This is a genomic window from Aerophototrophica crusticola (assembly GCF_012913305.1).
GTDB classification, from domain to species: Bacteria; Pseudomonadota; Alphaproteobacteria; order Azospirillales; family Azospirillaceae; genus Niveispirillum; species Niveispirillum crusticola.
This window is the reverse complement of sequence record NZ_CP051775.1, coordinates 1,199,483-1,222,379: the sequence shown is the minus strand read 5'-3', so window position 1 is coordinate 1,222,379 and position 22,897 is coordinate 1,199,483. Positions and strand designations below refer to the sequence as shown.

The following is a 22,897-nucleotide window of genomic DNA, read 5'->3' as shown; positions in this document are numbered from 1 at the left end:
GATCGGTTGCCATACTCGTTTCCCCCTTGTCGTACGTACGTCAGCGCGGGTGTTTCCCGCCGTATCAGAAATCCTCGATCCGGATCATGCGGGGCGGCTCCAGCACCGCGTCCAACCCGCCGATGAGGGCAAGGGCACGCTGCATGGCCGCCTCTTCCGTGTCGTGGGTGGTCAGCACCACGGGCACGGCTTCACCGGGCGCCCGGCCGCGCTGCAGGAACGCCTCCATGGAGACGTTCTGGTCACGCAGGGACGCCGCGATGTCCGCTATCACGCCGGGCCTGTCAACCACCATCAAACGAACGTAGTACCTTCCCTTGCGCCGGTCGATGGGCGACGCCACCAGGGATGCCAGCCGACCGGCAGGGACGCCGAAGGTCGGGGTGGAGCGCCCACGGGCGATGTCCAGCAAATCCGCCACCACGGCCGACGCGGTGGGACCGGCCCCGGCCCCGCGGCCGACCAGCACCACCTTGTCCACGAAGTCGCCGTCGGCGACGACGGCGTTGAACACGCCGTCCGTGGCGCCAATGGGGCTGCCGATGGGGACCATGCAGGGATGGACCCGCTGCTCAATCCCCTGGTCCGTCCGGCGGGCGATGCCCAGCAGGCGGATGCGGTAGCCCAGCTCCTGCGCGTACTCGATGTCCAGGGAGGAGATGTGGCGGATGCCCTCCACATGCACCGCCGCGAAATCCACCGTCACCCCGAAGGCGACGCCGGTCAGCACGGCCAGCTTGTGGGCGGCGTCGATGCCGTCGATGTCGAAGCTGGGGTCTGCCTCCGCATAGCCCAGCTTCTGGGCATCGGCCAACACCTCCGCGAACTCCCGGCCGGTGGTGCGCATCTCCGTCAGGATGTAGTTGCAGGTGCCGTTCAGGATGCCGTGCACCTCACGGATGTTGTTGCCGGCCAGCCCTTCCCGCAGCCCCTTGATGGCAGGGATGCCGCCGGCCACCGCCGCCTCATAGGCGAGGGTCAGGCCCTTCTCCTCCGCCGCAAGGGCCAGGGCGGCGCCATGGTGGGCCAGCAGGGCCTTGTTGGCGGTGACCACGTGGCGGCCATGGGCGAAAGCGGCCTCCACCGTCCGCTTGGCGATGCCATCGCTGCCGCCCACCAGTTCCACCACCACGTCCAGGTCGGGGTCGGTGGCCATGACGGAAGCGTCGTCGTACCAGCGCACGGCGGACAGGTCGGTACCCCGGTCCTTGGTCCGGTCGCGGGCGCTGACGGCCGTGACGATGATGCGGCGGCCGCAGCGCGCCTCAAGCAGCTCGGCCTGGGTCTCCAGCAGGCGCAGCACGCCCCCGCCCACGGTGCCGAGCCCTGCGATCCCGACCTTCAGCGGTGCGGCAGCTTTCATCACGGTCCCCCTCAGCGGCGCCGGTCAGGCGATGGTCTCACCCACCGGCGCGTTCTGTTTGCGGGCGCGTTCCAGGAAGGCCTTGATGCTGCGGCAGGCCTGCCGGATGCGCTGCGTGTTCTCCACCAGCCCGAAACGGACGTGGCTGTCGCCATATTCCCCGAAGCCGATCCCGGGGCTGACGGCGACCCTGGCTTCCTGCATCAGGAGCTTCGCGAATTCAAGGCTGCCGAGATGCTTGAAGGGCGCCGGGATCTCTGCCCAGACGAACATGCTGGCCTTGGGCGACGGCACCTTCCAGCCGGCGGCGGCCAATCCCTCCACCAGCACGTCGCGGCGCTGGCGGTACATCTCGCGGATTTCCAGCACGCAGTCCTGCGGGCCGTTCAGGGCGGCGGTGGCGGCCACCTGGATGGGGGTGAAGGCGCCGTAGTCCACGTAGGACTTGAACTTGGCGAGCGCGCCGACGAGCTTCTTGGAACCCACGCCGAAGCCCACCCGCCAGCCCGGCATGTTGTAGGTCTTCGACAGGCTGTTGAACTCCACCGTGATGTCGCGCGCCTCTGGGATCTGCAGCACCGACGGCGGCGGGTTGCCGTCGAAATAGATCTCCGCATAGGCGATGTCGGACAGGATGTAGATGCCGTGCTTCAGGCACAGCTCCACGATGGGTCGGTAGAAGTCCAGCGTCACCACCTGGCCGGTGGGTTGGCCGGGAAGCTGACGATCAGGGCCGTGGGCTTGGGCACGGAGTGGCGGATGGCCCGCTCCAGCGCCGGGACGAAACCCTCCAGCCCCTCATTCACCGGGATGTGCCGCAGGGCGGCGCCCGCCAACATGAAGCCGAAGGGGTGAATGGGGTAGCTGGGGTTCGGCACCAGGATCACGTCGCCGGGGCTGGTGATGGCCTGGGCCAAGTTGGCCAGGCCCTCCTTCGAGCCGATGGTGACGATCGCCTCCGTCTCCGGGTCGATGTCCACGTCGAAGCGGCGCTTGTAATAGGCGCTGATGGCGCGGCGCAGGCCGGGGATGCCCCGGCTCTGGCTGTAGCGGTGGGTCTTGCCGTCCTGCACGGCCTCCACCAGCTTCGCCACGATGTGCGGCGGGGTCGGCTGGTCGGGGTTGCCCATGCCGAGGTCGATCACGTCCTCCCCGGCGGCGCGGGCCTTGGCCTTCATGGCGTTGACTTCCGCGAAGACGTAGGGCGGGAGGCGCTTGATCCGGTGGAATTCGGGCTCGGTCATTTGGGGGCACGGGCCTGGCAGGGGGTTGTCGGTCCGCCTATGTAGCCCCGCATTCACCTTGCCGCGATAGGAATATTCGGCACGGGACCGCGGCTTTATGCGCAAGGCTGTTACAATTCGGGGCCGGCGCGGCGCGCGGCGCGGCCGATGGTGCCCAGGTGGGTGCTGCCGAAGGCGTCCGGGTACTTCAGGCCATAGCCCAACAGGCGGTCGAAGCCGACGTGGGCCGACCAGATGAGGCTGCCCAGGACGGCCATCTCCGCGCCAGCGACCCAGGCGGCGATGCCCACCAGGGCCGGTGCCAGGTAGGTGTGGGCAAGGTTGTAGCAAGCGGCACCGGCCCGCGCGCCCAGCATGTAGCCCAGCATGGACAGGTCCGGCAGCAGGAACAGGCCGAGGAACCAACCCCAACCGCCACCCATCTCCCGATAGGCCAGCACGCTCAAGGCCAGGGCCGCGGCCCCCTCCAGCCTGAGGAGGAGGAGCGGCGCCCCCTTCACGGCGCCCGCCCCCGGACAGCCATCGGCAAGCGTCATGGTACCCGCGGCGCGGCTTGCGGGACGGGCGGTGGCGCGTCGGGGACGGCGGGCAGCCCGGTGGTCACCGGGGCCTTCGGCGCCGGCACGTCGGTCGCGCGCAAATTGCCGGCCACGGCCTCCCCCTCCCCCCGGTCGGCGGTGAGGCGATCCAGCAGGGCCTGCCGCTCCACGGGCGTGGAGAACTCATTCGGGCGGGGTGGGACCGTGGACAGGTTCGGGTAGCCATCCACCCCGGGGTCGGCGCGGCGGATCGGGCGGGCCCCGGTCAGGGCGGCCTGCGGGTCCTTGGAGGCGACCTGGTCGGGGGTGGCGGTGGCGGGCCCGTCGTCGAACACCACGTCCGGCAGGGGAACGTTGGCGCAACCGGGCAGCACCGACAGGGCGGCGAGGGCCATGGCGGGGGCGGCAAGCCTGCGGACATGGTGCCGCAGCTTGATGCGGGTCAGGGTGAAAAACATGCACGGATCGTGTATGAAAACGGTTGGCCGGGCAAGGTGGAATGCCCAGGCCCGGCAGGTGTTCCACGCACACCCGCCCATTGACGGGGACATGCACCAGAACAAGCGCCGGTCCCGCCGGCCGAACGAGGAAGACGCACCATGGCAGACACCCAGCACGGCCACGACGTCAAGCTCCCCGACCCGGTGGAGATGTCCCGCGCCATGGCGCGCATCGCGGAGCAGAGCCAGCGTCTGGTGACGGAATTCCTGGCCAAGCAGGCCGATGGGGCGCCACCAACGGCGCCGGCCACATCGGCAACGCGTTCCTGGAGATGACCACCAAGCTGATGACGGACCCTGCCAAGCTGATGCAGGCGCAGATGAGCCTGTGGCAGGACTACATGACGCTCTGGCAGCGGACCACCGCCCGGTTCCTGGGCCAGGACGCGGAACCGGTGATCCGCCCGGCCAAGGAGGACAAGCGCTTCAAGGACAGCGCCTGGGATGAGAACACGCTGTTCGACTATATCAAGCAGTCCTACCTGCTGACCGCCCGCTGGCTGCAGGCCACCGTGAAGGACGTGGAGGGGCTGGACGACAAGACGGCACGCAAGGTGGACTTCTATACCCGGCAGTTCGTGGACGCCATGGCGCCCAGCAACTTCGTCATGACCAACCCGGAGGTGCTGCGCACCACGCTGGAGACGGGCGGCGAGAACCTGGTGAAGGGGCTGGAGAACCTGCTGCACGACCTGGAGCGCGGCAAGGGCCAGCTTGCCATCTCCATGACCGACTATTCCAAGTTCGAGGTGGGTCGCAACATCGCCGTCACCCCGGGCAAGGTGGTCTACCAGAACGAGCTGATGCAGCTCATCCAGTATGAGCCGACGACGGAGCAGCAGTTCAAGCGCCCCCTGCTGGTGATCCCGCCCTGGATCAACAAGTTCTACATCCTGGACCTGCGGCCCCAGAACAGCCTGGTGAAGTGGCTGACGGACCAGGGGCACACGGTCTTCATCATCTCCTGGATCAACCCGGACGAGTCGCTCTCCGACAAGGGTTGGGACGATTACATGGAGTTGGGGCCGCTGGCCGCCTTCGACGCCATCGAGAAGGCGACCGGGGAGCGGGAACTGAACGTCATCGGCTATTGCATCGGCGGGACGCTGTTGTCCTCCACCCTCGCCTACATGGCCGCCACGGGTGATACCGACCGCATCAAGAGCGCCATGTACCTGGTGACCCTGGTGGACTTCAAGGAACCGGGGGAGCTGTCGGTCTTCATCGATGAGGAACAGCTCGCGACACTCGAGGAGAAGATGAACAGCCAGGGCTACCTGAACGGGCAGACCATGGCGACCACCTTCAACATGCTGCGGGCCAACGACCTGATCTGGTCGTTCGTGGTAAACAACTACCTGCTGGGCAAGGACCCGTTCCCGTTCGACCTGCTGTACTGGAACTCCGACGCCACCCGCATGCCGGCGGCCATGCACAGCTTCTACCTGCGCAACATGTACCAGCGGAACCTGCTGGTGCAGCCGGGCGGCATCAGCGTCAAAGGCGTGCCCATCGACCTGCGGAAGATCGAGGTGCCGACCTTCATGCTCTCCACCCGGGAAGACCACATCACCCCGTGGAAGAGCACCTACACCGCCACGCAGCTCTACAGCGGGCCGGTGAAGTTCGTCCTGGCGGCGTCCGGCCATATCGCCGGCGTGGTGAACCCGCCGTCGGCGGAGAAGTACAGCCACTTCCTGAACACCAAGTGCCCGAAGGACCCGGAGCAGTGGCTGGCCACGGCGAAGCAACTGCCGGGGTCCTGGTGGCCGGAATACCAGAAGTGGGTCTCCAAGTACGCCGGCGGCAAGGTCCCTGCCCGTGTCCCCGGCCAGGGCGGCCTGCCCGCGCTGGAGGCGGCGCCCGGGTCCTACGTCAAGGTGCGGATCGTGGAGTGAGCCTGTTCCTGCTATGATGCGCGGCGCCCCGGCCAGGCACCGGCAGGGGCGCCGCCGTTCCCCGGGGAGGCCGATACCATGAACCATATCCGCCCGCGTCGGAAGCTTCCGGCGGAGGTCGTCAGGGACCCGAACATCCTGGGCGGGATGCCCGTGATCCGTGGCACAAGGGTCCCGGCGAAGACCATCGCGCTGATGGTGCGCTCAGGATACTCCGACTACGAGATCATGACGGACTATCCGTCAATCGATCTGGAGGGCATACGCGCGGCGATCGCCTACGCCCAGGCCAACCCGAACGACCTGGACTGACATCTTGTTCAAGTTCTTGGTCGATGAGTGCCTGACCCCAAGGCTGGCCTTCATGGCAAGGAGTCGTGGCCATGTCGCCGAGCATGTCACCCACATGGGATGGCGCGGCACGCCGGACCATGTGCTTGTGAGGGAAATGTCCGACGGTGATTGGACCCTGGTGACGAACAACGGGCGTGATTTCCGCAAACTGGCAGCGTCGCTCGATATCCATGCCGGCCTGATCATCTTCGTCGAACAGGGTGACCGCGACCACCAGATGAAGCTGATGGGCGCTGTCTTGGACTATCTGGCTGCCAGGGAAGACCTTGTGAACGGCTTGCTGGAGGTCAGGACGGAAGACGACATCCGCTACTCTCCACTGCCCTCGCCGGAAGCTGTCTGACCTTCACCCTTCCCCCGCCTCCCGCAAGTACTGCTGTGCCAACTGTACGTAGTGCGGCGCGGCCTTGGGCAGGTTGGCCTTTTCCTCGTCGGTCAGCATCCGGACGAACTTGGCGGGGCTGCCGGCCCAGAGTTCGCCAGACTTGACCCGCTTGCCGGGGGTGACCAGGGCGCCGGCGGCGACCATGGCGCCCTTCTCCACCACCACCCCATCCATCAGGCAGGCCTTCATGCCGATGAAGGCGCCGTCCTCCACCACGCAGCCGTGGAGCAGGGCCAGGTGGCCGACCAGCACGTCCTCACCAATGTAGGTGCCGAACTTGTCAGTGGTGCAGTGGATGACGGTGCCGTCCTGGATGTTGGTGCCGCGGCCGATGCGGATCTCATTCACGTCGCCGCGGACGGTGACACCGAACCACAGGCTGGCATCCGCCCCCACCTCCACGTCGCCGATCACCACGGCGTTGGAGAGGAAGGCACTGGGGTGAACCACCGGCCGCTTGCCGCGGAAGGGCAGCAGGGTGGGCCGGGCGGACGTGAGGTGGTCGGTCATCGTGCTCTCCCCTTCCATCAAAATGCCCCTCACGGATAGACGGGCACCACCTCCAGGCCCGCCGTCTCATCGAAGCCCAGCATGATGTTCATGTTCTGGATGGCTTGGCCGGACGCGCCCTTAACGAGGTTGTCGATGGCGGAGACGATGATGGCCCGGCCGGGCAGCCGGTCGGCGAAGACGTTCATCAGGCAGAGGTTGGAGCCGCGGACATGGCGGGTCTGGGGGGCGATGCCCTCCGGCAGGACCTTCACGAAAGGCTCCTTGGCGTACGTCTCCGCCAAGGTGGCGCGCAGGTCGGCGGCGGTGGCCCCGCCCTTCAGCCGGACATAGGTGGTGGCGAGGATGCCGCGGCTCATGGGCATCAGGTGGGGGGTGAAGGCGACCAGCAGCGGCTCCCCCGCGGCCAGGGATAGGCCTTGTTCGATCTCCGGCGCGTGGCGGTGGCTGGCGATGCCGTAGGGGTGGATGCCCTCCGCCACCTCACCGAACAGGTTGGCCTGCTTGGCGTCGCGCCCGGCGCCGGAGACGCCGGACTTGGCGTCGATGATGATCTCCTGCGCCTCGACCTGGCCGGCCAGCAGCAGCGGGATCAGGGGGAGTTGGGCCGAGGTGGGATAGCAGCCGGGGTTGGCCACCAGCCGCGCGTTCTGCACGCCGGTACGGTTCAGCTCCGACAGGCCATAGACGGCTTCCCGCTGAAGATCGGGTGCCTTGTGGGCATGGCCGTACCACTTGGCATAGGTTTCGACGTTCGCCAGCCGGAAGTCGGCGGACAGGTCGCAGACCTTTATGGTCTTGGGCAGGGCGGCGATGACGTCCTGGGTGGTGCCGTGCGGCAGCGCGCAGAAGACGAAGTCCACGTTCGCCCAGTCCACCTGCTCCATCTTCACCAGGTCCGGCAAGCCGAAGGAAGCAAGGTGGGGGAACACCTCCGCCACCGGCCGGCCCGCCTGCCGCTCCCCGGTCAGGGTCGTGATCTGCACGCCGGGATGGCGCAGCAGCAGGCGCATCAGCTCGGCGCCCGTATAGCCGGAAGCGCCCAGGATGGCGACGCGGACGGGGGCGGTGTCGGGGTCATGGGATGGCTCCTCCGGCGGGGATGGGGACGTCGCGGTCAGAGATACAGCTTGAAACCTTCGTGTGATGCCTGAAAGCCGAGCCCCAGGTAGAACCTGTGCGCATCCGCCCGGCTCTTGTCGCTGGTGAGCTGGACGAGGCCACAGCCCCGAGCCCGGGCCATGTCCAGGCAGGCCTCAATCAACAGCTTGCCGAGCCCTTGGCTCCGCAAGTCCCCCGCGACGCGCACCGCCTCCACCGTGCAGCGGCGCAAACCTTGGCGGGCGAGGTGGCGGGTGTAGGTCAAGGTTGCGGTGGCGACGACCCGGCTGTCCAGGTCCAGCACCAGGATTTCCGTCGCCGGGTCCAGGGCGATCTCATCCCAGGCCTCGAAGTAGGGTTCCAGGTCCTCCACCTGCTCCCGCCCGCTGCCGAGCGTGTCATCCAGCAGCAGGGCAACGATTTCCGGCACGTCGCGCCGCTGCGCCACGCGCACCACCACGTCATCGGTCAGGGCCACGGTTCCTCCGGTATTGTGCGGCCGGGATCATAGACAGAAGCCCGGCCGGCGGCGAGCCCCGCCGCAAGGCAGCCCTGCGTGAGTGGCCGGATGCGGTCCGGCGCGGCGGTCGCCCATAGTGATGCCCCTACATGCCGCTGCCCTTTCAGGCCCCATGACCCCACCCACCGCCGACACCCTGGCCGCCGCCCCACCCGAGCGGGGGCCGTTCCGCTACCTGCCCTTCACCTTGTTCTGGTTCGCCCGGGTCTGCTCAATCCTGGCCCTTCAAATCCAGATCGTGGCCACCGGCTGGCGGGTCTATGACGTGAGCGGCAGCGCCATGGCCCTGGGCTGGTGGGGTTGGCGGAGTTCCTGCCGGCCATCGCCCTGATCCTGGTCACAGGCCATGTGGCAGACCGGTTTGACCGGCGGCGGGTGATCGTGGCTTGCCAAGTGCTGGAAGTGGCGGCCATGGGATTGCTGGCCCTGTCGTTGACCGGCGACAGCCATTCCCTGGCCCTGGCCTTCTTCGCCGTCGTGGTCCTGGGCGTGGGGCGGGCGTTCGAGTCACCCGCCGCAAGCGCGCTGGTGCCGAACCTTGTGCCGACGAACGTCTTCCCGCGGGCAGTGGCGCTGAACTCCTCCGCGTGGCAGGGGGCGAGCATCGTCGGGCCGGCGCTGGGCGGGCTGCTCTACGGGTTCATCGGGACCTGGGTCTTCGCGGTCAGCGCCGGGCTGTTCCTGGCGGCGGCCTGCCTGATCCTGTGCATCCGGATCACCCCGCGGCCCGTAGACCGCCGGCCCATCACGCTGGAGACACTGCTGGCCGGCATCCGCTTTATCCGGGCCAAGCCCATCGTGCTGGGCGCCATCTCCCTCGACCTGTTCGCCGTGCTGCTGGGCGGGGCCACGGCCCTGCTGCCGGTGCTGGCGAAGGAGCAGTTCCTGGCGGGGCCGGAGCTGGTGGGCGTGCTGCGCGCCGGGCCGGCCGTGGGGGCGCTGGCCACCGGCCTTGCCCTGTCGGTGTGGCCGTTGCGGCGGAACGTGGGGCCGATCCTGTTCGCCTGCGTGGCCCTGTTCGGTATCGGCACCATCATCTTCGGCCTGACCACCAGCGTGCTGGTGGCACTGGTCAGCCTGGTGGTGATGGGGGCGGCGGACATGGTCAGCGTCTATGTGCGCATGACCCTGGTGCAGTTGGAGACGCCGGATGAGATGCGCGGCCGGGTCAGCGCCGTGAACGGCGTCTTCATCGGAGCCAGCAACCAGTTGGGCGAGTTCGAGTCCGGCGTCACCGCCGCCCTGTTCGGCGCCGGCCCGGCCGTGGTGCTGGGCGGGGTGGGCACGCTGGTGGTGGTGGGTCTGTGGGCCTGGTGGTTCCCGGACCTGCGCAAGGCGGACACGCTGGAGGGCAAGGCGGCGGGGTGAGTTTCGAATTCGAAAGTCGTTTTTCCCTTCCCCCGGAGCGAGGGAACGGGAGCTCAAACGAAAAGGGCCGTCCCTGGCGGGACGGCCCTTCGCAGCAGAACCGGGTTGCCCCGGGACGGCTTAGCGCTTGGAGAACTGGAAGGAACGGCGAGCCTTGGCCTTGCCGTACTTCTTACGCTCGACCACGCGCGGGTCGCGGGTCAGCAGGCCGGCGGCCTTCAGCGGCGGGCGCAGGCCCGGCTCGTAGTAGGTCAGGGCCTTGCTGATGCCGTGGCGCAGGGCGCCGGCCTGGCCGGACAGGCCACCGCCGGACACGGTGCAGATCACGTCGAACTGCTCACGGCGGCCGGTGATCAGGAACGGCTGGTCGATCATCATCCGCAGCACGGGGCGGGCGAAGTAGACCTCCTGGTCCCGGCCGTTGACGGTGATCTTGCCCTTGCCCGGCTTGATCCAGACGCGGGCAACCGCGTTCTTGCGCTTGCCCGTGGCGTAGGAGCGGCCGAGGTTGTCGATCTTCGGCTCGGCCGGCGTGGCGGCGGCCGGGGCGACGGTGGCGCCGGAGGCCCCACCCTGCTTCAGGTCGGCGAGGCTGGTGAGTGTGGTGGCCATGCTATCAGACTCGCTTGTTCTTCGGGTTCAGGGCCGACACGTCCAGCACCTCGGGCTGCTGGGCCTCGTGCGGGTGGCTGGCGCCGGCATAGACGCGCAGGTTGGACATCTGGCGGCGGCCCAGCGGCCCGCGGGTGATCATCCGCTCCACCGCCTTGATGATGACCCGCTCGGGGTACCGGCCGTCCAGGATCTGGCCCTTGGAACGACCCTTGATCCCGCCGGGGTAGCCGGTGTGCCAGTAGAAGATGTCATCCTGGCGCTTGTTGCCAGTCAGCTTGACCTTCTCGGCGTTGATCACGACGACGTTGTCGCCGCAATCCATGTGGGGGGTGAAGGTGGGCTTGTGCTTGCCGCGCAGTCGCATGGCGATCTGGCTGGCAAGACGCCCGAGCACCAGGCCGTCGGCATCGATCAGAATCCACTTCTTCTCGATGTCGGCCGGCTTCAGATTGAACGTCTTCATCGGAACACTCGGCGGTGAAACGGTTGACGGCACCGGACATGACATCCGGCGCCGAAGCGGTGTGGGTTGTACGGAAGCCAGGGCGCGCCGTCAAGGCGGATAAGCATGCTTCGGCAATGGTCTAGTAAACGGTATTATGATACCCTATCCGCAAAGCTCTTGATTTAGCTGGTTTTTTTCAGGCCATGCGGCACCACGCCGATATCCCCCCGCAGCGGCGCGGGCGCGACCTGCGGGAAGCGGATGATGAACCGGGTCCCCTGCCCCATGGTGCTCTCCACCTCGATGCCGCCGCCCAGGATACCTGAGACCTGGTTGTAGACGATGTGCAGGCCGAGGCCCGAGCCGCCGGACCCGCGCCGGGTGGTGAAGAAGGGGTCGAAGACCTGGCCCAGGTTCCGGGCCGGGATGCCCCTGCCGTCATCCGCCACGTCCAGCCGCACCTGGCCGGCGCTTTCCCACAGGGTGATCCGCAGGTTGCCGCCCTTCCCTTCTTCGAAGGCATGCATCTGGGCATTGATGCAGAGGTTGGTCAGGACCTGCGAGACGGCGCCGGGATAGCTGTCCACCTCCAGCTGCGGCGGGCCGTCGAAGGAGACCTGGATCCGGCTGCGGTCGAGGACCGGGCCAAGGGAGGCCAGCACGTCCCTGATGAAGTCCGGCAGGTCGAAGCGGCGGCGTTCGGCGGCCGTCTGCTCCACGGCCACGGTCTTGAAGCTCTGGATCAGGTCGGCAGCGCGGCGAAGGTTGTGCAGCACCACGCCCGCCCCGTCGCGGGTGGTGGCGACGAATTCCACAAGCTGGCTCTTCTTCAACTGACCGGCCTCCAGCAGGCCGGAGACGCGCCCCGCCTCCTCCGCCAGCATGGAGGCGCCGGTGACGCCGATACCCACGGGCGTGTTGATCTCATGCGCCACGCCGGCCACGAGCTGGCCGAGGCTGGCCAGCTTTTCCGCCTGGATAACGGTTCGCTGCATGGAGCGGAGCCGGTCCAGCGCGTCCTCCACCTCCGCCTTGGCGGCCAAGCTGTCGTGCAGGAACTGGGCGCGCTCCGCCGCGGTGCGGACATTGTCCACGAAGGTCAGCCAGTTGGCCCGCAGCACCGCGGCCGCGCTGATGCCCGCGATGGCGGCGGACAGCAGGGTGATGTGCGTCTCCGACCGGTCGAAGAAGACGGCGGCGGCGATCAGGGCCAGCCAGAGCGGGCCGACATAGCCCAGCCCGGCGCGCGGGATGGCGAAGATGGTGGCGGCCCCGCCGAGGCAGAGCACCGTCAGCCCCGTCATCATCACGAACTGGTCGAAGGCGCCCAGCCGCGGGAACAACATGGCCGTCGCCGCCGCCCAGGTGAGACCCATGGCCAGGGAGTGCAGGACGACGCGGCGGATGTGGCGGTGGCTCACCCGCTCCGGCCGGGGGCATGGCGCAACCTGAACCAACTGACCGCCACGGGGAGAACCAGCAGGACTTCCAGGGCTAATGGCAGCCAGGCATCGCTGGCGAGGACCACGGCCCAGGACTGGTAGGTGACGCCCCCGGCCACGGCCACATTCCCGAACACCAGGAACGGCATCATCTTCACCAGGTGCATGGCCTGGCGGATGCGCAGTTCTTCGTCGAAGGAAGCCGGGGCCATGGCGATCCCGTTCAGGAGGCGGCGGGACTGCCAGCATACACCCCTTTGCCCGGGCGTGCAGGGTACCGGCGGGTGGTGTTAGCCCGGCCGGACTCCCCCTTTGTCCCGTCCGGCTTCGTGCCTTCGCGGGAACTACATCGCCTTACGCGCCGTTGACCCGGCAGTTTGGACATCAGCGGAGGAAACGATGCAGACCCGGACCATGACCATCACCCTGGCGACCGCAGCCACGCTGCTGCTGGGGGCCTGCGGTTCGACCACCGAGGAGCGGACGGCGTCGGGCGCCCTGGCGGGCGGTGCGGCGGGCGCGATCCTGGGCGGCGACCTGGCAGCACGGCGTTGGGCGCCGTGGGTGGGGCGGGCGCGGGCTATGCCTATGACCGCTACAAGGACGACCGCGACGACGACCGCCGCGACCGGGACCGCTGCCGCGACCGGAACAATGACGGGTACTGCGACCGCCGCCGCTGATGCGCGACGCAGGGTGGGAACCAGGGGGCCGGGCCGGTGGGTCCGGCCCCTTTGCTATGGCGCGACCTTGGGACTGGGGATGGCGTAAGAGCCCGACGCATGGGCCACGGGTTCGGCATCACCGTCGGAGTAAAGCGTGACGTCGCCGAAGGCCAACCGCTTGCCGGCGCGCAGGATGCGGGACTCGGCGATCAGGTCCACGAGGCCCGGCTTGCGCAGGAAATTGATGCTCATCTGGCTGGTCACCGCCAGGGGCACGGCCCCGATGATGCTGAGCACGGCGCCATACAGGGCAAGGTCGGCCATGGCGAACAGGGTCGGGCCGCTGATGGTGCCGCCGGGGCGGATCATGAAGTCCGTCACCGGCAGGCGGGCGCGGCAGAAGCCGTGCTCCAACACGTCAACCCGGACGCCCATGGCCTTTGCCTGGGGCAGGCCCTCCAGCATGATCGTCTCAAACTCCGCCGCGGTGATGGCGGCCGGCTTGCGGACTGGTGTCACCCCTGCGCTCCCCATGATCTGGCCTTTTGTCCCGGTATAGAGGCTGATGCCGAGCTGCGCCACACGCCCATTCCACAAGAAGGAATGCGTGTTTGTCCGGATCGGCAGCAGGAAAGCTGTTGAACCCTTCGCCCCGTTGCGGTTTCCTGCCTCCGCTGGATAGCATGCGGTCCCCGCCGCCCCTGCCCCGGAGGTGTACCCATGGCCGCCCTGCCCGATGCCACGCCCGCCGAGGAGCTGGTCCTGCGCCAGGATCAGGCGGGGGTGGCGACCCTGACCCTGAACCGTCCCGCCGCCCGCAACGCCCTGTCCCGCGGGCTGATGGCCGCCTTGCAGGCCCGGCTGGACGAGATTGCCCATGACATGGCCGTGCGCGTGGTGGTGCTGGCCGCCAATGGGCCGGTGTTCTGTGCCGGGCATGACCTGAAGGAGATGCGGGCGACTCAAGGACATGACGGCCACCTGCAGACCTTCCGCCAATGCGCCAGGCTGATGATCAGCATCACCAGGCTGCGCCAGCCGGTGATCGCCAAGGTGCAGGGCACGGCCACGGCGGCCGGGTGCCAGCTTGTCGCCACCTGCGACCTAGCCGTTGCGGCAGACCATGCGACATTCGCCACCCCGGGGGTGAACATCGGCCTGTTCTGCTCCACTCCCATGGTGGCGCTGACCCGCAATGTGGGTGCCAAGTCGGCCATGGGGATGCTGTTGACCGGGGACCCGATCGACAGTGCGGAGGCGGTGCGGCTGGGCCTGCTGAACCGGGCCGTGCCGGCGGCGGAACTGGACTCGGCCGTGGACGCGCTGGCTGCCAAGATCGCCTCCAAGTCCGGCCGGGTGCTGACCCTGGGAAGGAGACCTTCTACCGGCAGAGGGAGATGGACCTGGAGGACGCCTACGCCTACACGGCAGAGGTGATGGCCATCAACATGGGCCTGCCCGACGCGGGAGAGGGCATCGACGCCTTCATCGGCAAGCGCCACCCCAACTGGACCCACCGCTGAGGCGGACCGGAGACAAGACGTGACCCACGATTGGTACCCGACGACTTCATCCGCGACGTGCTGGGGCGCGTGAAGACCATCGCCGTGGTCGGCGCCACGGACAACGAGGTGCGCGCCAGCTTCTATGTGACCAAGTACATGACGGACAAGGGTTTCCGCATGATCCCGGTCAACCCCGGGCTGGTGGGCAAGGAGGTGCTGGGCGAGAAGGCCTATGCCAGCCTGAAGGACCTGCCGGAGCGGCCGGACATGGTGGACATCTTCCGCAACGCCGAGGCCGCAGGAGCCGTGGCGGTGGAGGCGGCGGAGTTGGGCGTGCCGGTGATCTGGATGCAGTTGGGCGTGCGCAACGACGAGGCCGCGGCCAAGGCGGAGGCGCTTGGCGCCACCGTCATCATGAATCGCTGCCCCAAGATCGAGTATGCCCGCCTGTTCGGGGAGATCGGCCGGCAGGGCATCAATTCCAACATCATCACCACCAAGAAGCGGCCCGTGAAGGCCGTGAAGAAACTGATCTGAGTCTTCGTGTTCCTCAGGCGCCGGCGCCGCATCCGCGGCTTGGCTTCCGCGGCCACGTGGCCGCGCGGCGGCGGTCGCCGCCGGAGCGGTTCCCGGCAGGCCGGCAACCGCTCTAGACTAACGAGACCCCTTGGACGGGGCACAGGGAGAACCACCATGACCGACGAGTCGCCGCGCAGCTTCGGGTTCGAGACCCGCGCCATCCATGCCGGCTCCGCCCCGGACCCGGCCACCGGCGCCCGGGCCACGCCCATCTACCAGACCACCAGCTTCGTCTTCGAGGACGTGGACGAGGCGGCGGCCCTGTTCAACCTGCAGAAGGTGGGCTTCATCTATAGCCGCCTGACCAACCCGACCGTGGCTGTGCTTGAGGAGAAGCTGGCCAACCTAGAGGGCGGCGTCGGCGGCACCTGCACCAGTTCCGGCCACGCGGCGCAGATCCTGGCCTTGTTCCCCTGATGGGGCCGGGGGACGAGCTGGTGGCCAGCAAAAAGCTTTATGGCGGGTCGCTGAACCAGTTCGCCAACAGCTTCCCCCGCGCCTTCGGCTGGAAGGTGACCTTCGTGGACCCGGACGACCCGGAGAACTTCCGCAAGGCCATCACCCCCCGCACCAAGGCCCTGTTCATCGAGAGCCTGGCCAACCCCGGCGGCGTGGTCTGCGACATTCGGGCCATCGCCGACGTGGCCGACGCGGCGGGCATCCCGCTGATCGTGGACAACACCATGGCCACGCCCTACCTGTGCCGGCCCATCGAGCACGGGGCGACGCTGGTGGTGCATTCCACCACCAAGTTCCTGTCCGGCCATGGCAACAGCGTGGGCGGCATCGTCATCGACAGCGGCAAGTTCGACTGGCGGAACGGCAAGTTCCCGGCGCTGAGCGAGCCGGAGCCGGGCTACCACGGCCTGCGCTTCGCCGACACCTTCGGCCACCTGGCCTTCACCATCCACGGCCATGCCATCGGGCTGCGCGACCTGGGCCCGTCCATGGCGCCGCTGAACGCCTTCCTGACCATCGCGGGGGTGGAGACGCTGGCCCTGCGGATGGAGCGGCACTGCGCCAATGCCAAGGCGGTGGCGGAGTTCCTGAAGGGCCACCCGGCCGTGGCCTGGGTGAACTATGCCGGCCTGCCGGACAGCCCGTACCATGCCCTCGCCAAGCGCTACCTGCCCAACGGCGCGGGGGCGGTCTTCACCTTCGGCCTCAAGGGCGGGTACGAGGAGGGCGTCAGGATGGTGGAGTCGGTGGAGCTGTTCAGCCATCTGGCGAACATCGGCGACACAAGGTCCCTGATCATCCACCCGGCCAGCACCACCCACCGGCAGCTCTCGCCCGAGGGTCTGAAGGCGGCGGGCGCCACGCCGGACGTGATCCGCATCTCCGTCGGCCTGGAGAGCGTGGACGACATCATCGCCGACCTGGACCGGGCGCTGAACAAGCTGGGGTAAGTGGTTGGAATGCCACGCTGGGGGTCACGCCCCCAGCGTGTGCTCCACCAGGATCTTGGTACCGAGGGCCAGCAGGCCCAAGCCGCCCGCCCCCACGGCCCAGCGGCCGAAGACGGGGCCGACGGCGCGACCCAGCAGGACGCCCAGGGTGCTGAGCGCGAAGGTGACGAGGCCGATCACTGCGGCGCTCATCACGATGGGCTCATCGAACAGGGCCAGGGGCACGCCCACGGCCAGGGCGTCGATCGAGGTGGCGAGGCCCGCCACGAACAGGGTGGTGAGGGCGAGGTCGGAGCGGCCCGCCATCTCACCCGGGTCGGCGTCCCAGGCCTCCCACACCATGCGCAGGCCGATGGCGGCCAGCAGGCCGAAGGCGACCCAATGGTCCACGGCCTCGATCAGGCCGGCGAAGGCGACGCCCAAGCCGAACCCCACCAGGGGCATCACCATCTGGAACAGGCCGAAGACGGCCCCGACCTTCAGGGCGTTGGACCAGGAGGGGCGGTTGAGGCTGGCGCCCTTGCCCAGGGCGGCGGCAAAGGCGTCCATGGCCAGACTGAGGGCCAGGGCGAGGACGGTGGTGGCGATCATGGGAAGGCATCCCGGCGGCCGGACGGTCCAATGACGCAGCTATCCCCGCCGGCCGCGGGGTCGGTGCGCCATCGGTCTCGCCACACGGCCCGGCCTGGGTAGGCCGGGGGACGCTGCCCGCACCATGGGCCCGACGGACGGGCGCCAAGTCTGTTGACGCGGGCGCCGCCCCGGGACGGGACGGCCGACTACTCCCCAATGTGGGGGGCTGTCTAACCGGGGTGGCCCGGCGGGTCAAGCCGGGCGGGCCCAGATTTGACGTAGGTCAGGCAGAGGTCACGCCTCGCAGGTGCCGCCCATCTCCCCGCCCAGGGCCGTGGTGGCGCGGGCCAGCATCTGCTCCACCTGGGTGGCGGTGTAGGGCTTGGACAGCATGCCCATGGTCTTGCAATGCTCCGCCCGCTGCTTGGTGCGGTCGTCGCTGTAGGCGGTGACCAGCAGCGACGGGATGCCGAATTGGCGACGGATCTGGCAGGCGGCGGCGATGCCGTCCAGCTCCCCCGCCAAGCGGACATCCATCAGCACCAGGTCAGGCTTGTGCGCGGCCGCGGCGGCCACGGCCCCCTCCCCCGTCGCCTCGACGGAGCACACCTCATACCCGAGCTGGCTGACCAGCGACTCCAGGTGCAGGGCGGTGATCGCCTCATCCTCGACGATCAACACCCGCATGGGGTCCCCGTGGCCTGACTCCTGCTGCATACTGCGGTTCCTTCACTCGCCGCGCTTACCTGCCGGATTCAGCAGATAAGCCGCGACACGCGCCTGCCAATCCCTTCGAAAGGGGTAGCAGACGCTTCCGGAGGCAAGCCTCCCTGTGCGGAGGTGACAACGCTATGACAGTGCTGCGGGTTCCGCGCGGCAGAGACCGCAGAAATGCAGGGCTGCCGTTCAGTCGTGGGGTTGGGTGCTCTCCGACGCGATCCACCGCAGGTAGGGCGCCGAGCCGGCCGTGACCGGCAGGGCCACGACGCAGGGCGTGTCATAGCTGTGCAAGGCCCGGACCCTGGCTGCCAGCGAGTCGAAGCGGTCGGCGCGGGTCTTGGCGATCAGGACCACCTCCTCCGCCTGCTCAACGGCACCCTTCCAGCGGTAGATGGAGCGCATGCCGGGCAGCAGGTTCGTGCAGGCGGCCAGCCCCTCCTCCACGAGCGCGCGGCCAATGCGTTCGCCTTCCTCCAGGTTCCCGGCAGTGATGTACGCGAAGACGACAGGCAGATCCTGATCCGGCATGGCAACCCCCGGCTGCGACGGCATTTTCATGGGTGCGGAGCTTAGCGTAGCATCCCGGCGACGTCCCACCCCGATGCCCAGGGTGCCATCGGCCATGAACAGATCGCGTTTACCCGTCCAGCAGCCCACCGCCCAGCAGCGCGCCTGGCTGCGACGGGGCCTGGACCAGGCAGGCGGCAAGCTCCCCCTGTTCGACAAAAAGGGTGGGAAAGTGCCGAAGACCCTGGTGCGTCGCTGCATCGAGCTGGGTTGGGCAGAGCCCTGGTTCGCCAATCCCACGATGCCGGATTGGATGGTCTGTCGCCTGACCGAGGAAGGGCGGCGCGTGGCCACGGAGAACGGCGCAAGCCCTGGGCAGGAGATCCTGCCCGGGCTGGCCGAACTGACTGATACTGTTTGAAAGGTCCGCCCTTGGGGAGGGGCGGGGATGGTCGGAGCGACTGGATTCGAACCAGCGACCCCCAGTCCCCCAGACTGATGCGCTACCAGGCTGCGCTACGCTCCGACCGTTCCGTGGACCAGTTCCCCGGTCCGGGCGCGGACTATAGCCATGCCCCCCTGGGATGCAACGCCTGAAATCAGGTTTTTTCATCATTTCGGTGGAGGTCGGGAACCGACTGCTAACACGCTGTTTTCATGTAATTCTTGGCCGATATGTCGGACCAGGGGTTGGCTCGACAGCGGTCTGGAACGGCATTGAAGACCGTCAAAGCCGTCGTCCCATCCTTGATCCTTGCCCGACGCGGCGGCCCGGCGTAATCCTCCGGGGTTAGCCCAACCATGCCCATCCCGGATGATTGAACTTTCCCGCCGCAGCCTGCTTGCCGGTTCCGCCGCCTTCGGTTTGCTGGCGAAGGAAGCGCGCGCTCAAGCCCAGCGCTTTACCCTGCGGGGGACGGCCTGGGCCGATGCCGGGCAGTTGGCGCGGCTGGATCCCTACCTGCTCTATGCCGTGGGCTGGGTGGAGAGCCGCCATCGCCGGGGTAACCGGGAGGGGCCTTGGCCCTATGCGATCCGGGCGCCGGAACAGTCCCACTACCCCGACGACTACGAATCCGCCGTGAAACTGCTGGACACCCTGCCGGCGGAAAGCGTGAAGGAGTCGGACCTGGGCTGGATGCAGGTGAACGTACGCTGGCACGGAAACCGGGTGCCGGTGTTGGCCCACCTGCTGAACCCCACCATCAACCTGCGGATCGGTGCCGGCATCTTGCGGGAAGCCATCGATTCGTCGCCACGGGACCCGGAGCTGGCAATAGGCCGCTACCACACCTGGCTGGATGAGCCACGGGCACGGGACTATGCGCGCAAGGTGCTGGCCGTGCGCGACGTGCTGCGCCGTTATGCGGGGGAGCCCCCGGCAACGCGCCTGTCGTGATGGTGGCGCGGCTCAACTAAGGGGCGGCGCGGGCTTTGTCTGCGAGATGGTATGGATGCTCGGCTTTGCTGTCGGGCTTGCGCTTCGCTCCAGCCAGGCCTACGGGTTAGACCCGTTTGCCGCCGACTGGAAACGGGTCTAGCGCCTCAGCAGTTGCCGTAGGTCCAGCAGGTCTTGGAGCAGGTTCTCCAACCCGCGCGGGTTTCCGGGGCCAGAGCGGCCCGCGTCGGCGCGACCAGGGGAGGCGCCGGGGCCGTTTCCGTGTCCTCCGGGGCCTCATCCTCCACCGCCTGGCCGTCTTCCGGCGGCAACTCATCCTCTGCCGGGAAATCCTCGCTGGATTCCGTGGAGTCGTCGAACAGGCTGACGACCGGCTTGGCGGCAGGACCTACGGGTAGCGCGGCGGCCTGGCCCTTGGCTTCCTTCAGCAGGCGCTGCACGCCCTTGATCGTGTAGCCTTCCCGATACAGCAGGGCCTGAATCCGGCGCAGCAGCTCGACATCGTCAGGACGGTAGTAACGCCGGCCCCCGCCACGCTTCAGCGGCTTGATCTGCGGGAATTTGGTTTCCCAGAAGCGAAGCACATGCTGGGGGACGTCCAGCTCCTCCGACACCTCACTAATGGTGCGGAAGGCGGTGGCGGACTTCCCCGCGGGCCGAGTGCCCGCGCCGGCGGGGTCGGCCATCGTCATGCCTGCACGGACCGCTCGGCGCCGAAGCGCTCATTGATACGGTTCTTCAGCACGTGGGAGGCACGGAAGACGAGGACGCGCCGTGGCAGGATCGGCACCTCCTCCCCCGTCTTGGGGTTGCGGCCCACCCGCTGGCCCTTTGCGCGGACTGCGAAGCTGCCGAAGGAGGAGATCTTGACCATGTCGCCGCGTGCCAGGGCGTCAGCGATCTCATCCAGCACGCTTTCCACCAAGTCGGCGGATTCGTTCCGCGAGAGCCCGACCTCCTGGTACACGGCCTCGCTCAACTGGGCGCGCGTGACGGTATTCGACATGGTGAGTCCCCCCAGGACGCCCCGATGGCCGGGGCCCATGGTTGAACCGTACTTCCACGCCGGAAATCCGTCAATTCCAGAGAGTTGCGCCCCGTTGCTCACCTGCGGGAAACGCTATCGCTCCGTGGTATTCAACCGGAAAAGGTGGCACCCTACCAACGGACCAGGGCGGCGCCCCAGGTGAAACCACCACCCATGGCCTCCAGCAGCAGCACATCACCCCGCTTGATGCGCCCATCCAGCACCGCCTCGCACAGGGCCAGCGGGATGGAGGCGGCGGAGGTATTGCCGTGGTGGTCCACGGTCAGCACCACCTTCTCCGGCGGCAGGCGCAGCTTGCGGCCCGTGCCCTCGATGATGCGGCGGTTGGCCTGGTGCGGGATCAGCCAGTCGATGGCAGATGCTTCCAGCCCGTTGGCGGACAGCGCCTCATGCACCACTTCGGCCAGGTTCACCACGGCGTGCTTGAACACCTCCTGCCCGCGCATGCGGAGGTGGCCCACGGTCTGGGTGCTGGACGGGCCGCCATCCACATAGAGCAGGTCATGGTGGCGGCCGTCGGAGTGCAGGTGGGTGGAGAGGATGCCTTGGTCGGTGGCATCCCCCTTCCCTTCCGTCGCCCGCAGGACGACGGCGCCGGCCCCGTCGCCGAACAGGACGCAGGTGCCCCGGTCGGTCCAGTCCAGGATGCGGGAAAAGGTTTCCGCCCCGATGACCAGAACCGTCCTGGCCTGGCCCGCTTTGATGAAATTGTCAGCAACGGACAGGGCGTAGATGAAGCCGGAGCAGACCGCCTGCACGTCGAAGGCGGCGCCCCGGGTCATGCCCAGGCGCTGCTGCACCTTGGTGGCGGTGGCGGGGAAGGTGTTGTCCGGGGTCGCGGTGGCCAGGACGATCAGATCCAGCTCCGACACCTCCACACCCGCATGGGCCAGGGCCGCGCGGGCAGCCTTCTCGGCCAGGTCGGCGGTTGTCTCCCCCTCCGCGGCGATGTGGCGGGTCTTGATGCCCGTCCGCTCCACGATCCACTCGTCGGACGTGTCCACCATGGACGCGAGGTCCTGGTTGGAGAGGATCCGGGCGGGGAGATAGGAGCCGCAGCCCAGGATGACGGAACGGATCGGCATCAGACTGCAGCCACCTTTGACGGGTCGGCCGGCGGGGTATCGGGGCCGGCGATGGGGTTACCCTCGGGGGCGGCGGCCAGCGCCGCCTGGAGCTTCGCCAACTCCGCCCCGATCTTCTCATTGAACTGGTTGGTCGCCAGGTTGAAGGCAACGGAAATTGCGTTGGCGAAGCCGACGGCGTCGGTGCCGCCATGGCTTTTCACGCAGACGCCGCGCAGCCCCAGGAACATGGCGCCGTTGTAACGGCGCGGGTCGGTGCGCAGCTTCAGCTTCTGGAAGGCACCGCGGGCCAGCAGGTAGCCCAGCTTCGCCATGAGGGAGGAGCCGAACGTGCGGCGCAGGAACTCCGCATAGAGCTTTGCCGTGCCCTCGGCCGTCTTCAGGGCGACGTTGCCTGTGAAACCGTCGGTCACGACCACGTCCACCGTGCCGGCGGCGATGTCGTTGCCTTCCACGAAGCCGTGGAAATTCTTGGCCAGGGGGGTCGCGCGCAGGGCGGCGGCCGCTTGGCGGATCGACTCGTGGCCCTTCTGCTCCTCCGAGCCCACGTTCAGCAGGCCGATGGTGGGTTCCAGAAGGCCCAGGACCGTGCGGCTGAACACCGTGCCCATGACGGCGAACTGCACCAGGTTCTGGGCGTCGCATTCCAGGTTCGCGCCCAGATCCAGCATCACGCTCTCCCCCTTCAGGGTAGGGAAGAAGCTGGCGATGGCCGGCCGGTCGATGCCCGGCAGGGTTTTCAGCACGAACTTGGCGATGGCCATCAGCGCGCCGGTATTGCCGGCGGAGACCACGCATGCGGCATCGCCCGCCGCCACCGCGTCGATGGCAAGGCGCATGGAGCTGTTCCGCCCGCCCCGGAGGGCCTGGGACGGCTTCGCGTCCATCGCGACGAAGTCCGGCGTGTGCCGGACCTCGGCGATAGCTTTTACCGCAGGATGTTTTTCCAGCAGGGCCCGGATCTTGGCCTCGTCGCCCACAAACAGGTAGGAGACGTTGGGGCAGCGCTCACGGGCAAGGTCCGCACCGGCGACGACCATGTCTGGTGCATGGTCGCCGCCCATGGCGTCCAGGGCGATGCGCAAGCGCGCGGTCACGGCCGTCGGGCGTCCTTACGCTGGCT

Annotated in this window: 28 protein-coding genes, 1 tRNA gene and 3 pseudogenes; 12 read left to right on the top strand and 20 right to left on the bottom strand. The window is 68.0% G+C overall.

Annotated features, from left to right (window positions below):
- Positions 1-64 precede the first annotated feature (64 nt).
- The 4 genes and pseudogenes from HHL28_RS05965 to HHL28_RS05950 form a co-directional block, all read right to left on the bottom strand.
- Positions 65-1,363 (bottom strand): homoserine dehydrogenase, encoded by a 1,299-nt coding sequence (locus HHL28_RS05965; protein ID WP_075769339.1) that lies wholly within the window; start codon positions 1,361-1,363, stop codon positions 65-67.
- Between the two features lie 24 nt (positions 1,364-1,387).
- A pseudogene (locus HHL28_RS05960) lies at positions 1,388-2,607 on the bottom strand (LL-diaminopimelate aminotransferase).
- A 110-nt stretch (positions 2,608-2,717) separates the two neighbouring features.
- A complete protein-coding gene (locus HHL28_RS05955) occupies positions 2,718-3,143 on the bottom strand; it encodes a DUF4260 domain-containing protein (RefSeq protein ID WP_075769337.1) in 426 nt (141 codons plus the stop codon).
- On the bottom strand, positions 3,140-3,604 hold the full coding sequence (locus HHL28_RS05950) for a hypothetical protein (protein ID WP_075769336.1): 465 nt from the start codon (positions 3,602-3,604) through the stop codon (positions 3,140-3,142). The genes HHL28_RS05955 and HHL28_RS05950 overlap by 4 nt, the downstream gene beginning before the upstream one ends.
- A 141-nt stretch (positions 3,605-3,745) precedes the next feature.
- On the opposite strand from HHL28_RS05950, the pseudogene HHL28_RS05945 reads away from it, so the two are divergent.
- The 3 genes and pseudogenes from HHL28_RS05945 to HHL28_RS05935 all read left to right on the top strand — a co-directional run bounded on the left by HHL28_RS05945 (position 3,746) and on the right by HHL28_RS05935 (position 6,241).
- A pseudogene (locus HHL28_RS05945) lies at positions 3,746-5,544 on the top strand (PHA/PHB synthase family protein).
- 78 nt (positions 5,545-5,622) lie between these two features.
- Complete coding sequence (locus tag HHL28_RS05940) at positions 5,623-5,856, top strand: DUF433 domain-containing protein (RefSeq protein ID WP_075769334.1); 234 nt, start codon at positions 5,623-5,625, stop codon at positions 5,854-5,856.
- A 4-nt stretch (positions 5,857-5,860) separates the two neighbouring features.
- The gene (locus tag HHL28_RS05935) at positions 5,861-6,241 is read left to right on the top strand and encodes a DUF5615 family PIN-like protein (protein ID WP_083698825.1); all 381 of its coding nucleotides are present in this window, start codon (positions 5,861-5,863) and stop codon (positions 6,239-6,241) included.
- A 3-nt stretch (positions 6,242-6,244) separates the two neighbouring features.
- Here HHL28_RS05935 and HHL28_RS05930 read toward each other — a convergent pair whose 3' ends face one another.
- From HHL28_RS05930 to HHL28_RS05920, 3 genes are all read right to left on the bottom strand, one after another.
- Positions 6,245-6,793, bottom strand: a complete 549-nt coding sequence (locus tag HHL28_RS05930) for a gamma carbonic anhydrase family protein (protein ID WP_075769332.1) — start codon at positions 6,791-6,793, stop codon at positions 6,245-6,247.
- 29 nt (positions 6,794-6,822) lie between these two features.
- Positions 6,823-7,806 carry an N-acetyl-gamma-glutamyl-phosphate reductase gene (argC, locus tag HHL28_RS05925; protein ID WP_404326631.1) on the bottom strand — a complete coding sequence of 328 codons (984 nt, stop codon included), beginning with the start codon at positions 7,804-7,806 and terminating at the stop codon, positions 6,823-6,825.
- Between the two features lie 104 nt (positions 7,807-7,910).
- Positions 7,911-8,372, bottom strand: a complete 462-nt coding sequence (locus HHL28_RS05920; RefSeq protein WP_404326629.1) for a GNAT family N-acetyltransferase — start codon at positions 8,370-8,372, stop codon at positions 7,911-7,913.
- Positions 8,373-8,526: 154 nt separating this feature from the next.
- On the opposite strand from HHL28_RS05920, the gene HHL28_RS18390 reads away from it, so the two are divergent.
- Both HHL28_RS18390 and HHL28_RS05915 read left to right on the top strand, forming a co-directional pair.
- Positions 8,527-8,745 carry a hypothetical protein gene (locus HHL28_RS18390; protein WP_404326627.1) on the top strand — a complete coding sequence of 73 codons (219 nt, stop codon included), beginning with the start codon at positions 8,527-8,529 and terminating at the stop codon, positions 8,743-8,745.
- Positions 8,715-9,782 carry an MFS transporter gene (locus tag HHL28_RS05915; RefSeq protein ID WP_404326625.1) on the top strand — a complete coding sequence of 356 codons (1,068 nt, stop codon included), beginning with the start codon at positions 8,715-8,717 and terminating at the stop codon, positions 9,780-9,782. Before HHL28_RS18390 ends, HHL28_RS05915 begins: the two co-directional genes overlap by 31 nt.
- Before the next feature lie 120 nt (positions 9,783-9,902).
- Here HHL28_RS05915 and rpsI read toward each other — a convergent pair whose 3' ends face one another.
- The 4 genes from rpsI to HHL28_RS05895 all read right to left on the bottom strand — a co-directional run bounded on the left by rpsI (position 9,903) and on the right by HHL28_RS05895 (position 12,496).
- On the bottom strand, positions 9,903-10,394 hold the full coding sequence (gene rpsI, locus HHL28_RS05910) for a 30S ribosomal protein S9 (protein ID WP_075769329.1): 492 nt from the start codon (positions 10,392-10,394) through the stop codon (positions 9,903-9,905).
- A 4-nt stretch (positions 10,395-10,398) separates the two neighbouring features.
- Positions 10,399-10,860 carry a 50S ribosomal protein L13 gene (rplM, locus tag HHL28_RS05905; protein ID WP_075769328.1) on the bottom strand — a complete coding sequence of 154 codons (462 nt, stop codon included), beginning with the start codon at positions 10,858-10,860 and terminating at the stop codon, positions 10,399-10,401.
- A gap of 164 nt (positions 10,861-11,024) precedes the next feature.
- Complete coding sequence (locus HHL28_RS05900; RefSeq protein WP_169654862.1) at positions 11,025-12,263, bottom strand: sensor histidine kinase; 1,239 nt, start codon at positions 12,261-12,263, stop codon at positions 11,025-11,027.
- Positions 12,260-12,496 (bottom strand): hypothetical protein, encoded by a 237-nt coding sequence (locus HHL28_RS05895; RefSeq protein ID WP_169654860.1) that lies wholly within the window; start codon positions 12,494-12,496, stop codon positions 12,260-12,262. The genes HHL28_RS05900 and HHL28_RS05895 overlap by 4 nt, the downstream gene beginning before the upstream one ends.
- Positions 12,497-12,844: 348 nt before the next feature.
- Between HHL28_RS05895 and HHL28_RS18385 the strand changes: the two genes are divergently transcribed.
- On the top strand, positions 12,845-12,967 hold the full coding sequence (locus HHL28_RS18385) for a hypothetical protein (protein WP_404326622.1): 123 nt from the start codon (positions 12,845-12,847) through the stop codon (positions 12,965-12,967).
- Between the two features lie 54 nt (positions 12,968-13,021).
- On the opposite strand, the gene HHL28_RS05885 is transcribed toward HHL28_RS18385, so the two are convergent.
- Positions 13,022-13,468, bottom strand: a complete 447-nt coding sequence (locus HHL28_RS05885) for a PaaI family thioesterase (protein WP_404326620.1) — start codon at positions 13,466-13,468, stop codon at positions 13,022-13,024.
- 201 nt (positions 13,469-13,669) lie between these two features.
- Here HHL28_RS05885 and HHL28_RS05880 point away from each other — a divergent pair.
- The 4 genes and pseudogenes from HHL28_RS05880 to HHL28_RS05870 all read left to right on the top strand — a co-directional run bounded on the left by HHL28_RS05880 (position 13,670) and on the right by HHL28_RS05870 (position 16,442).
- Positions 13,670-14,472 (top strand): annotated as a pseudogene (locus tag HHL28_RS05880) (enoyl-CoA hydratase).
- Between the two features lie 30 nt (positions 14,473-14,502).
- A complete protein-coding gene (locus HHL28_RS05875; RefSeq protein ID WP_169654858.1) occupies positions 14,503-14,991 on the top strand; it encodes a CoA-binding protein in 489 nt (162 codons plus the stop codon).
- A gap of 156 nt (positions 14,992-15,147) precedes the next feature.
- The gene (locus HHL28_RS18380; RefSeq protein ID WP_404326618.1) at positions 15,148-15,450 is read left to right on the top strand and encodes a PLP-dependent transferase; all 303 of its coding nucleotides are present in this window, start codon (positions 15,148-15,150) and stop codon (positions 15,448-15,450) included.
- Positions 15,451-15,470: 20 nt separating this feature from the next.
- The gene (locus HHL28_RS05870) at positions 15,471-16,442 is read left to right on the top strand and encodes an O-acetylhomoserine aminocarboxypropyltransferase/cysteine synthase family protein (protein ID WP_404326616.1); all 972 of its coding nucleotides are present in this window, start codon (positions 15,471-15,473) and stop codon (positions 16,440-16,442) included.
- A gap of 24 nt (positions 16,443-16,466) precedes the next feature.
- Here the strand turns inward: HHL28_RS05870 and HHL28_RS05865 are convergent, their stop codons facing one another.
- From HHL28_RS05865 to cutA, 3 genes are all read right to left on the bottom strand, one after another.
- Complete coding sequence (locus HHL28_RS05865; protein WP_075769322.1) at positions 16,467-17,033, bottom strand: manganese efflux pump MntP; 567 nt, start codon at positions 17,031-17,033, stop codon at positions 16,467-16,469.
- A 276-nt stretch (positions 17,034-17,309) separates the two neighbouring features.
- A complete protein-coding gene (locus HHL28_RS05860; RefSeq protein ID WP_083698824.1) occupies positions 17,310-17,732 on the bottom strand; it encodes a response regulator in 423 nt (140 codons plus the stop codon).
- Positions 17,733-17,921: 189 nt separating this feature from the next.
- The gene (gene cutA / locus HHL28_RS05855) at positions 17,922-18,263 is read right to left on the bottom strand and encodes a divalent-cation tolerance protein CutA (RefSeq protein ID WP_075769321.1); all 342 of its coding nucleotides are present in this window, start codon (positions 18,261-18,263) and stop codon (positions 17,922-17,924) included.
- Between the two features lie 94 nt (positions 18,264-18,357).
- On the opposite strand from cutA, the gene HHL28_RS05850 reads away from it, so the two are divergent.
- The gene (locus tag HHL28_RS05850) at positions 18,358-18,663 is read left to right on the top strand and encodes a hypothetical protein (RefSeq protein WP_075769320.1); all 306 of its coding nucleotides are present in this window, start codon (positions 18,358-18,360) and stop codon (positions 18,661-18,663) included.
- A 28-nt stretch (positions 18,664-18,691) separates the two neighbouring features.
- On the opposite strand, the gene HHL28_RS05845 is transcribed toward HHL28_RS05850, so the two are convergent.
- Positions 18,692-18,768 (bottom strand) — tRNA-Pro (locus HHL28_RS05845).
- A gap of 288 nt (positions 18,769-19,056) precedes the next feature.
- On the opposite strand from HHL28_RS05845, the gene HHL28_RS05840 reads away from it, so the two are divergent.
- Positions 19,057-19,641 carry a lysozyme family protein gene (locus HHL28_RS05840; RefSeq protein WP_075769319.1) on the top strand — a complete coding sequence of 195 codons (585 nt, stop codon included), beginning with the start codon at positions 19,057-19,059 and terminating at the stop codon, positions 19,639-19,641.
- Between the two features lie 146 nt (positions 19,642-19,787).
- Here HHL28_RS05840 and HHL28_RS05835 read toward each other — a convergent pair whose 3' ends face one another.
- From HHL28_RS05835 to plsX, 4 genes are all read right to left on the bottom strand, one after another.
- The gene (locus HHL28_RS05835) at positions 19,788-20,327 is read right to left on the bottom strand and encodes a MerR family transcriptional regulator (RefSeq protein WP_404326613.1); all 540 of its coding nucleotides are present in this window, start codon (positions 20,325-20,327) and stop codon (positions 19,788-19,790) included.
- Between the two features lie 2 nt (positions 20,328-20,329).
- Entirely contained in the window at positions 20,330-20,647 is a 318-nt protein-coding gene (locus tag HHL28_RS05830) for an integration host factor subunit alpha (protein ID WP_075769468.1), read from the bottom strand.
- 152 nt (positions 20,648-20,799) lie between these two features.
- Positions 20,800-21,774 carry a beta-ketoacyl-ACP synthase III gene (locus HHL28_RS05825; RefSeq protein ID WP_075769317.1) on the bottom strand — a complete coding sequence of 325 codons (975 nt, stop codon included), beginning with the start codon at positions 21,772-21,774 and terminating at the stop codon, positions 20,800-20,802.
- Positions 21,774-22,871 (bottom strand): phosphate acyltransferase PlsX, encoded by a 1,098-nt coding sequence (gene plsX, locus HHL28_RS05820; protein WP_075769316.1) that lies wholly within the window; start codon positions 22,869-22,871, stop codon positions 21,774-21,776. The genes HHL28_RS05825 and plsX overlap by 1 nt, the downstream gene beginning before the upstream one ends.
- Positions 22,872-22,897 lie beyond the last annotated feature (26 nt).

What these genes read in the sequence shown, in the direction of transcription:
- HHL28_RS05865 (WP_075769322.1), bottom strand. Translation starts at nt 17,033, where the DNA reads ATGATCGCCACCACCGTCCTCGCCCTGGCCCTCAGTCTGGCCATGGAC.
- argC (WP_404326631.1), bottom strand. Translation starts at nt 7,806, where the DNA reads ATGCGCCTGCTGCTGCGCCATCCCGGCGTGCAGATCACGACCCTGACC.
- HHL28_RS05825 (WP_075769317.1), bottom strand. Translation starts at nt 21,774, where the DNA reads ATGCCGATCCGTTCCGTCATCCTGGGCTGCGGCTCCTATCTCCCCGCC.
- HHL28_RS05965 (WP_075769339.1), bottom strand. Translation starts at nt 1,363, where the DNA reads ATGAAAGCTGCCGCACCGCTGAAGGTCGGGATCGCAGGGCTCGGCACC.
- HHL28_RS05955 (WP_075769337.1), bottom strand. Translation starts at nt 3,143, where the DNA reads ATGACGCTTGCCGATGGCTGTCCGGGGGCGGGCGCCGTGAAGGGGGCG.
- HHL28_RS05930 (WP_075769332.1), bottom strand. Translation starts at nt 6,793, where the DNA reads ATGACCGACCACCTCACGTCCGCCCGGCCCACCCTGCTGCCCTTCCGC.
- cutA (WP_075769321.1), bottom strand. Translation starts at nt 18,263, where the DNA reads ATGCCGGATCAGGATCTGCCTGTCGTCTTCGCGTACATCACTGCCGGG.
- HHL28_RS05940 (WP_075769334.1), top strand. Translation starts at nt 5,623, where the DNA reads ATGAACCATATCCGCCCGCGTCGGAAGCTTCCGGCGGAGGTCGTCAGG.
- HHL28_RS05850 (WP_075769320.1), top strand. Translation starts at nt 18,358, where the DNA reads ATGAACAGATCGCGTTTACCCGTCCAGCAGCCCACCGCCCAGCAGCGC.
- HHL28_RS05830 (WP_075769468.1), bottom strand. Translation starts at nt 20,647, where the DNA reads ATGTCGAATACCGTCACGCGCGCCCAGTTGAGCGAGGCCGTGTACCAG.
- HHL28_RS05895 (WP_169654860.1), bottom strand. Translation starts at nt 12,496, where the DNA reads ATGGCCCCGGCTTCCTTCGACGAAGAACTGCGCATCCGCCAGGCCATG.
- rplM (WP_075769328.1), bottom strand. Translation starts at nt 10,860, where the DNA reads ATGAAGACGTTCAATCTGAAGCCGGCCGACATCGAGAAGAAGTGGATT.
- HHL28_RS18390 (WP_404326627.1), top strand. Translation starts at nt 8,527, where the DNA reads ATGACCCCACCCACCGCCGACACCCTGGCCGCCGCCCCACCCGAGCGG.
- HHL28_RS05840 (WP_075769319.1), top strand. Translation starts at nt 19,057, where the DNA reads ATGATTGAACTTTCCCGCCGCAGCCTGCTTGCCGGTTCCGCCGCCTTC.
- HHL28_RS05835 (WP_404326613.1), bottom strand. Translation starts at nt 20,327, where the DNA reads ATGGCCGACCCCGCCGGCGCGGGCACTCGGCCCGCGGGGAAGTCCGCC.
- HHL28_RS05860 (WP_083698824.1), bottom strand. Translation starts at nt 17,732, where the DNA reads ATGCAGCAGGAGTCAGGCCACGGGGACCCCATGCGGGTGTTGATCGTC.
- HHL28_RS05950 (WP_075769336.1), bottom strand. Translation starts at nt 3,604, where the DNA reads ATGTTTTTCACCCTGACCCGCATCAAGCTGCGGCACCATGTCCGCAGG.
- HHL28_RS18380 (WP_404326618.1), top strand. Translation starts at nt 15,148, where the DNA reads ATGACCGACGAGTCGCCGCGCAGCTTCGGGTTCGAGACCCGCGCCATC.
- rpsI (WP_075769329.1), bottom strand. Translation starts at nt 10,394, where the DNA reads ATGGCCACCACACTCACCAGCCTCGCCGACCTGAAGCAGGGTGGGGCC.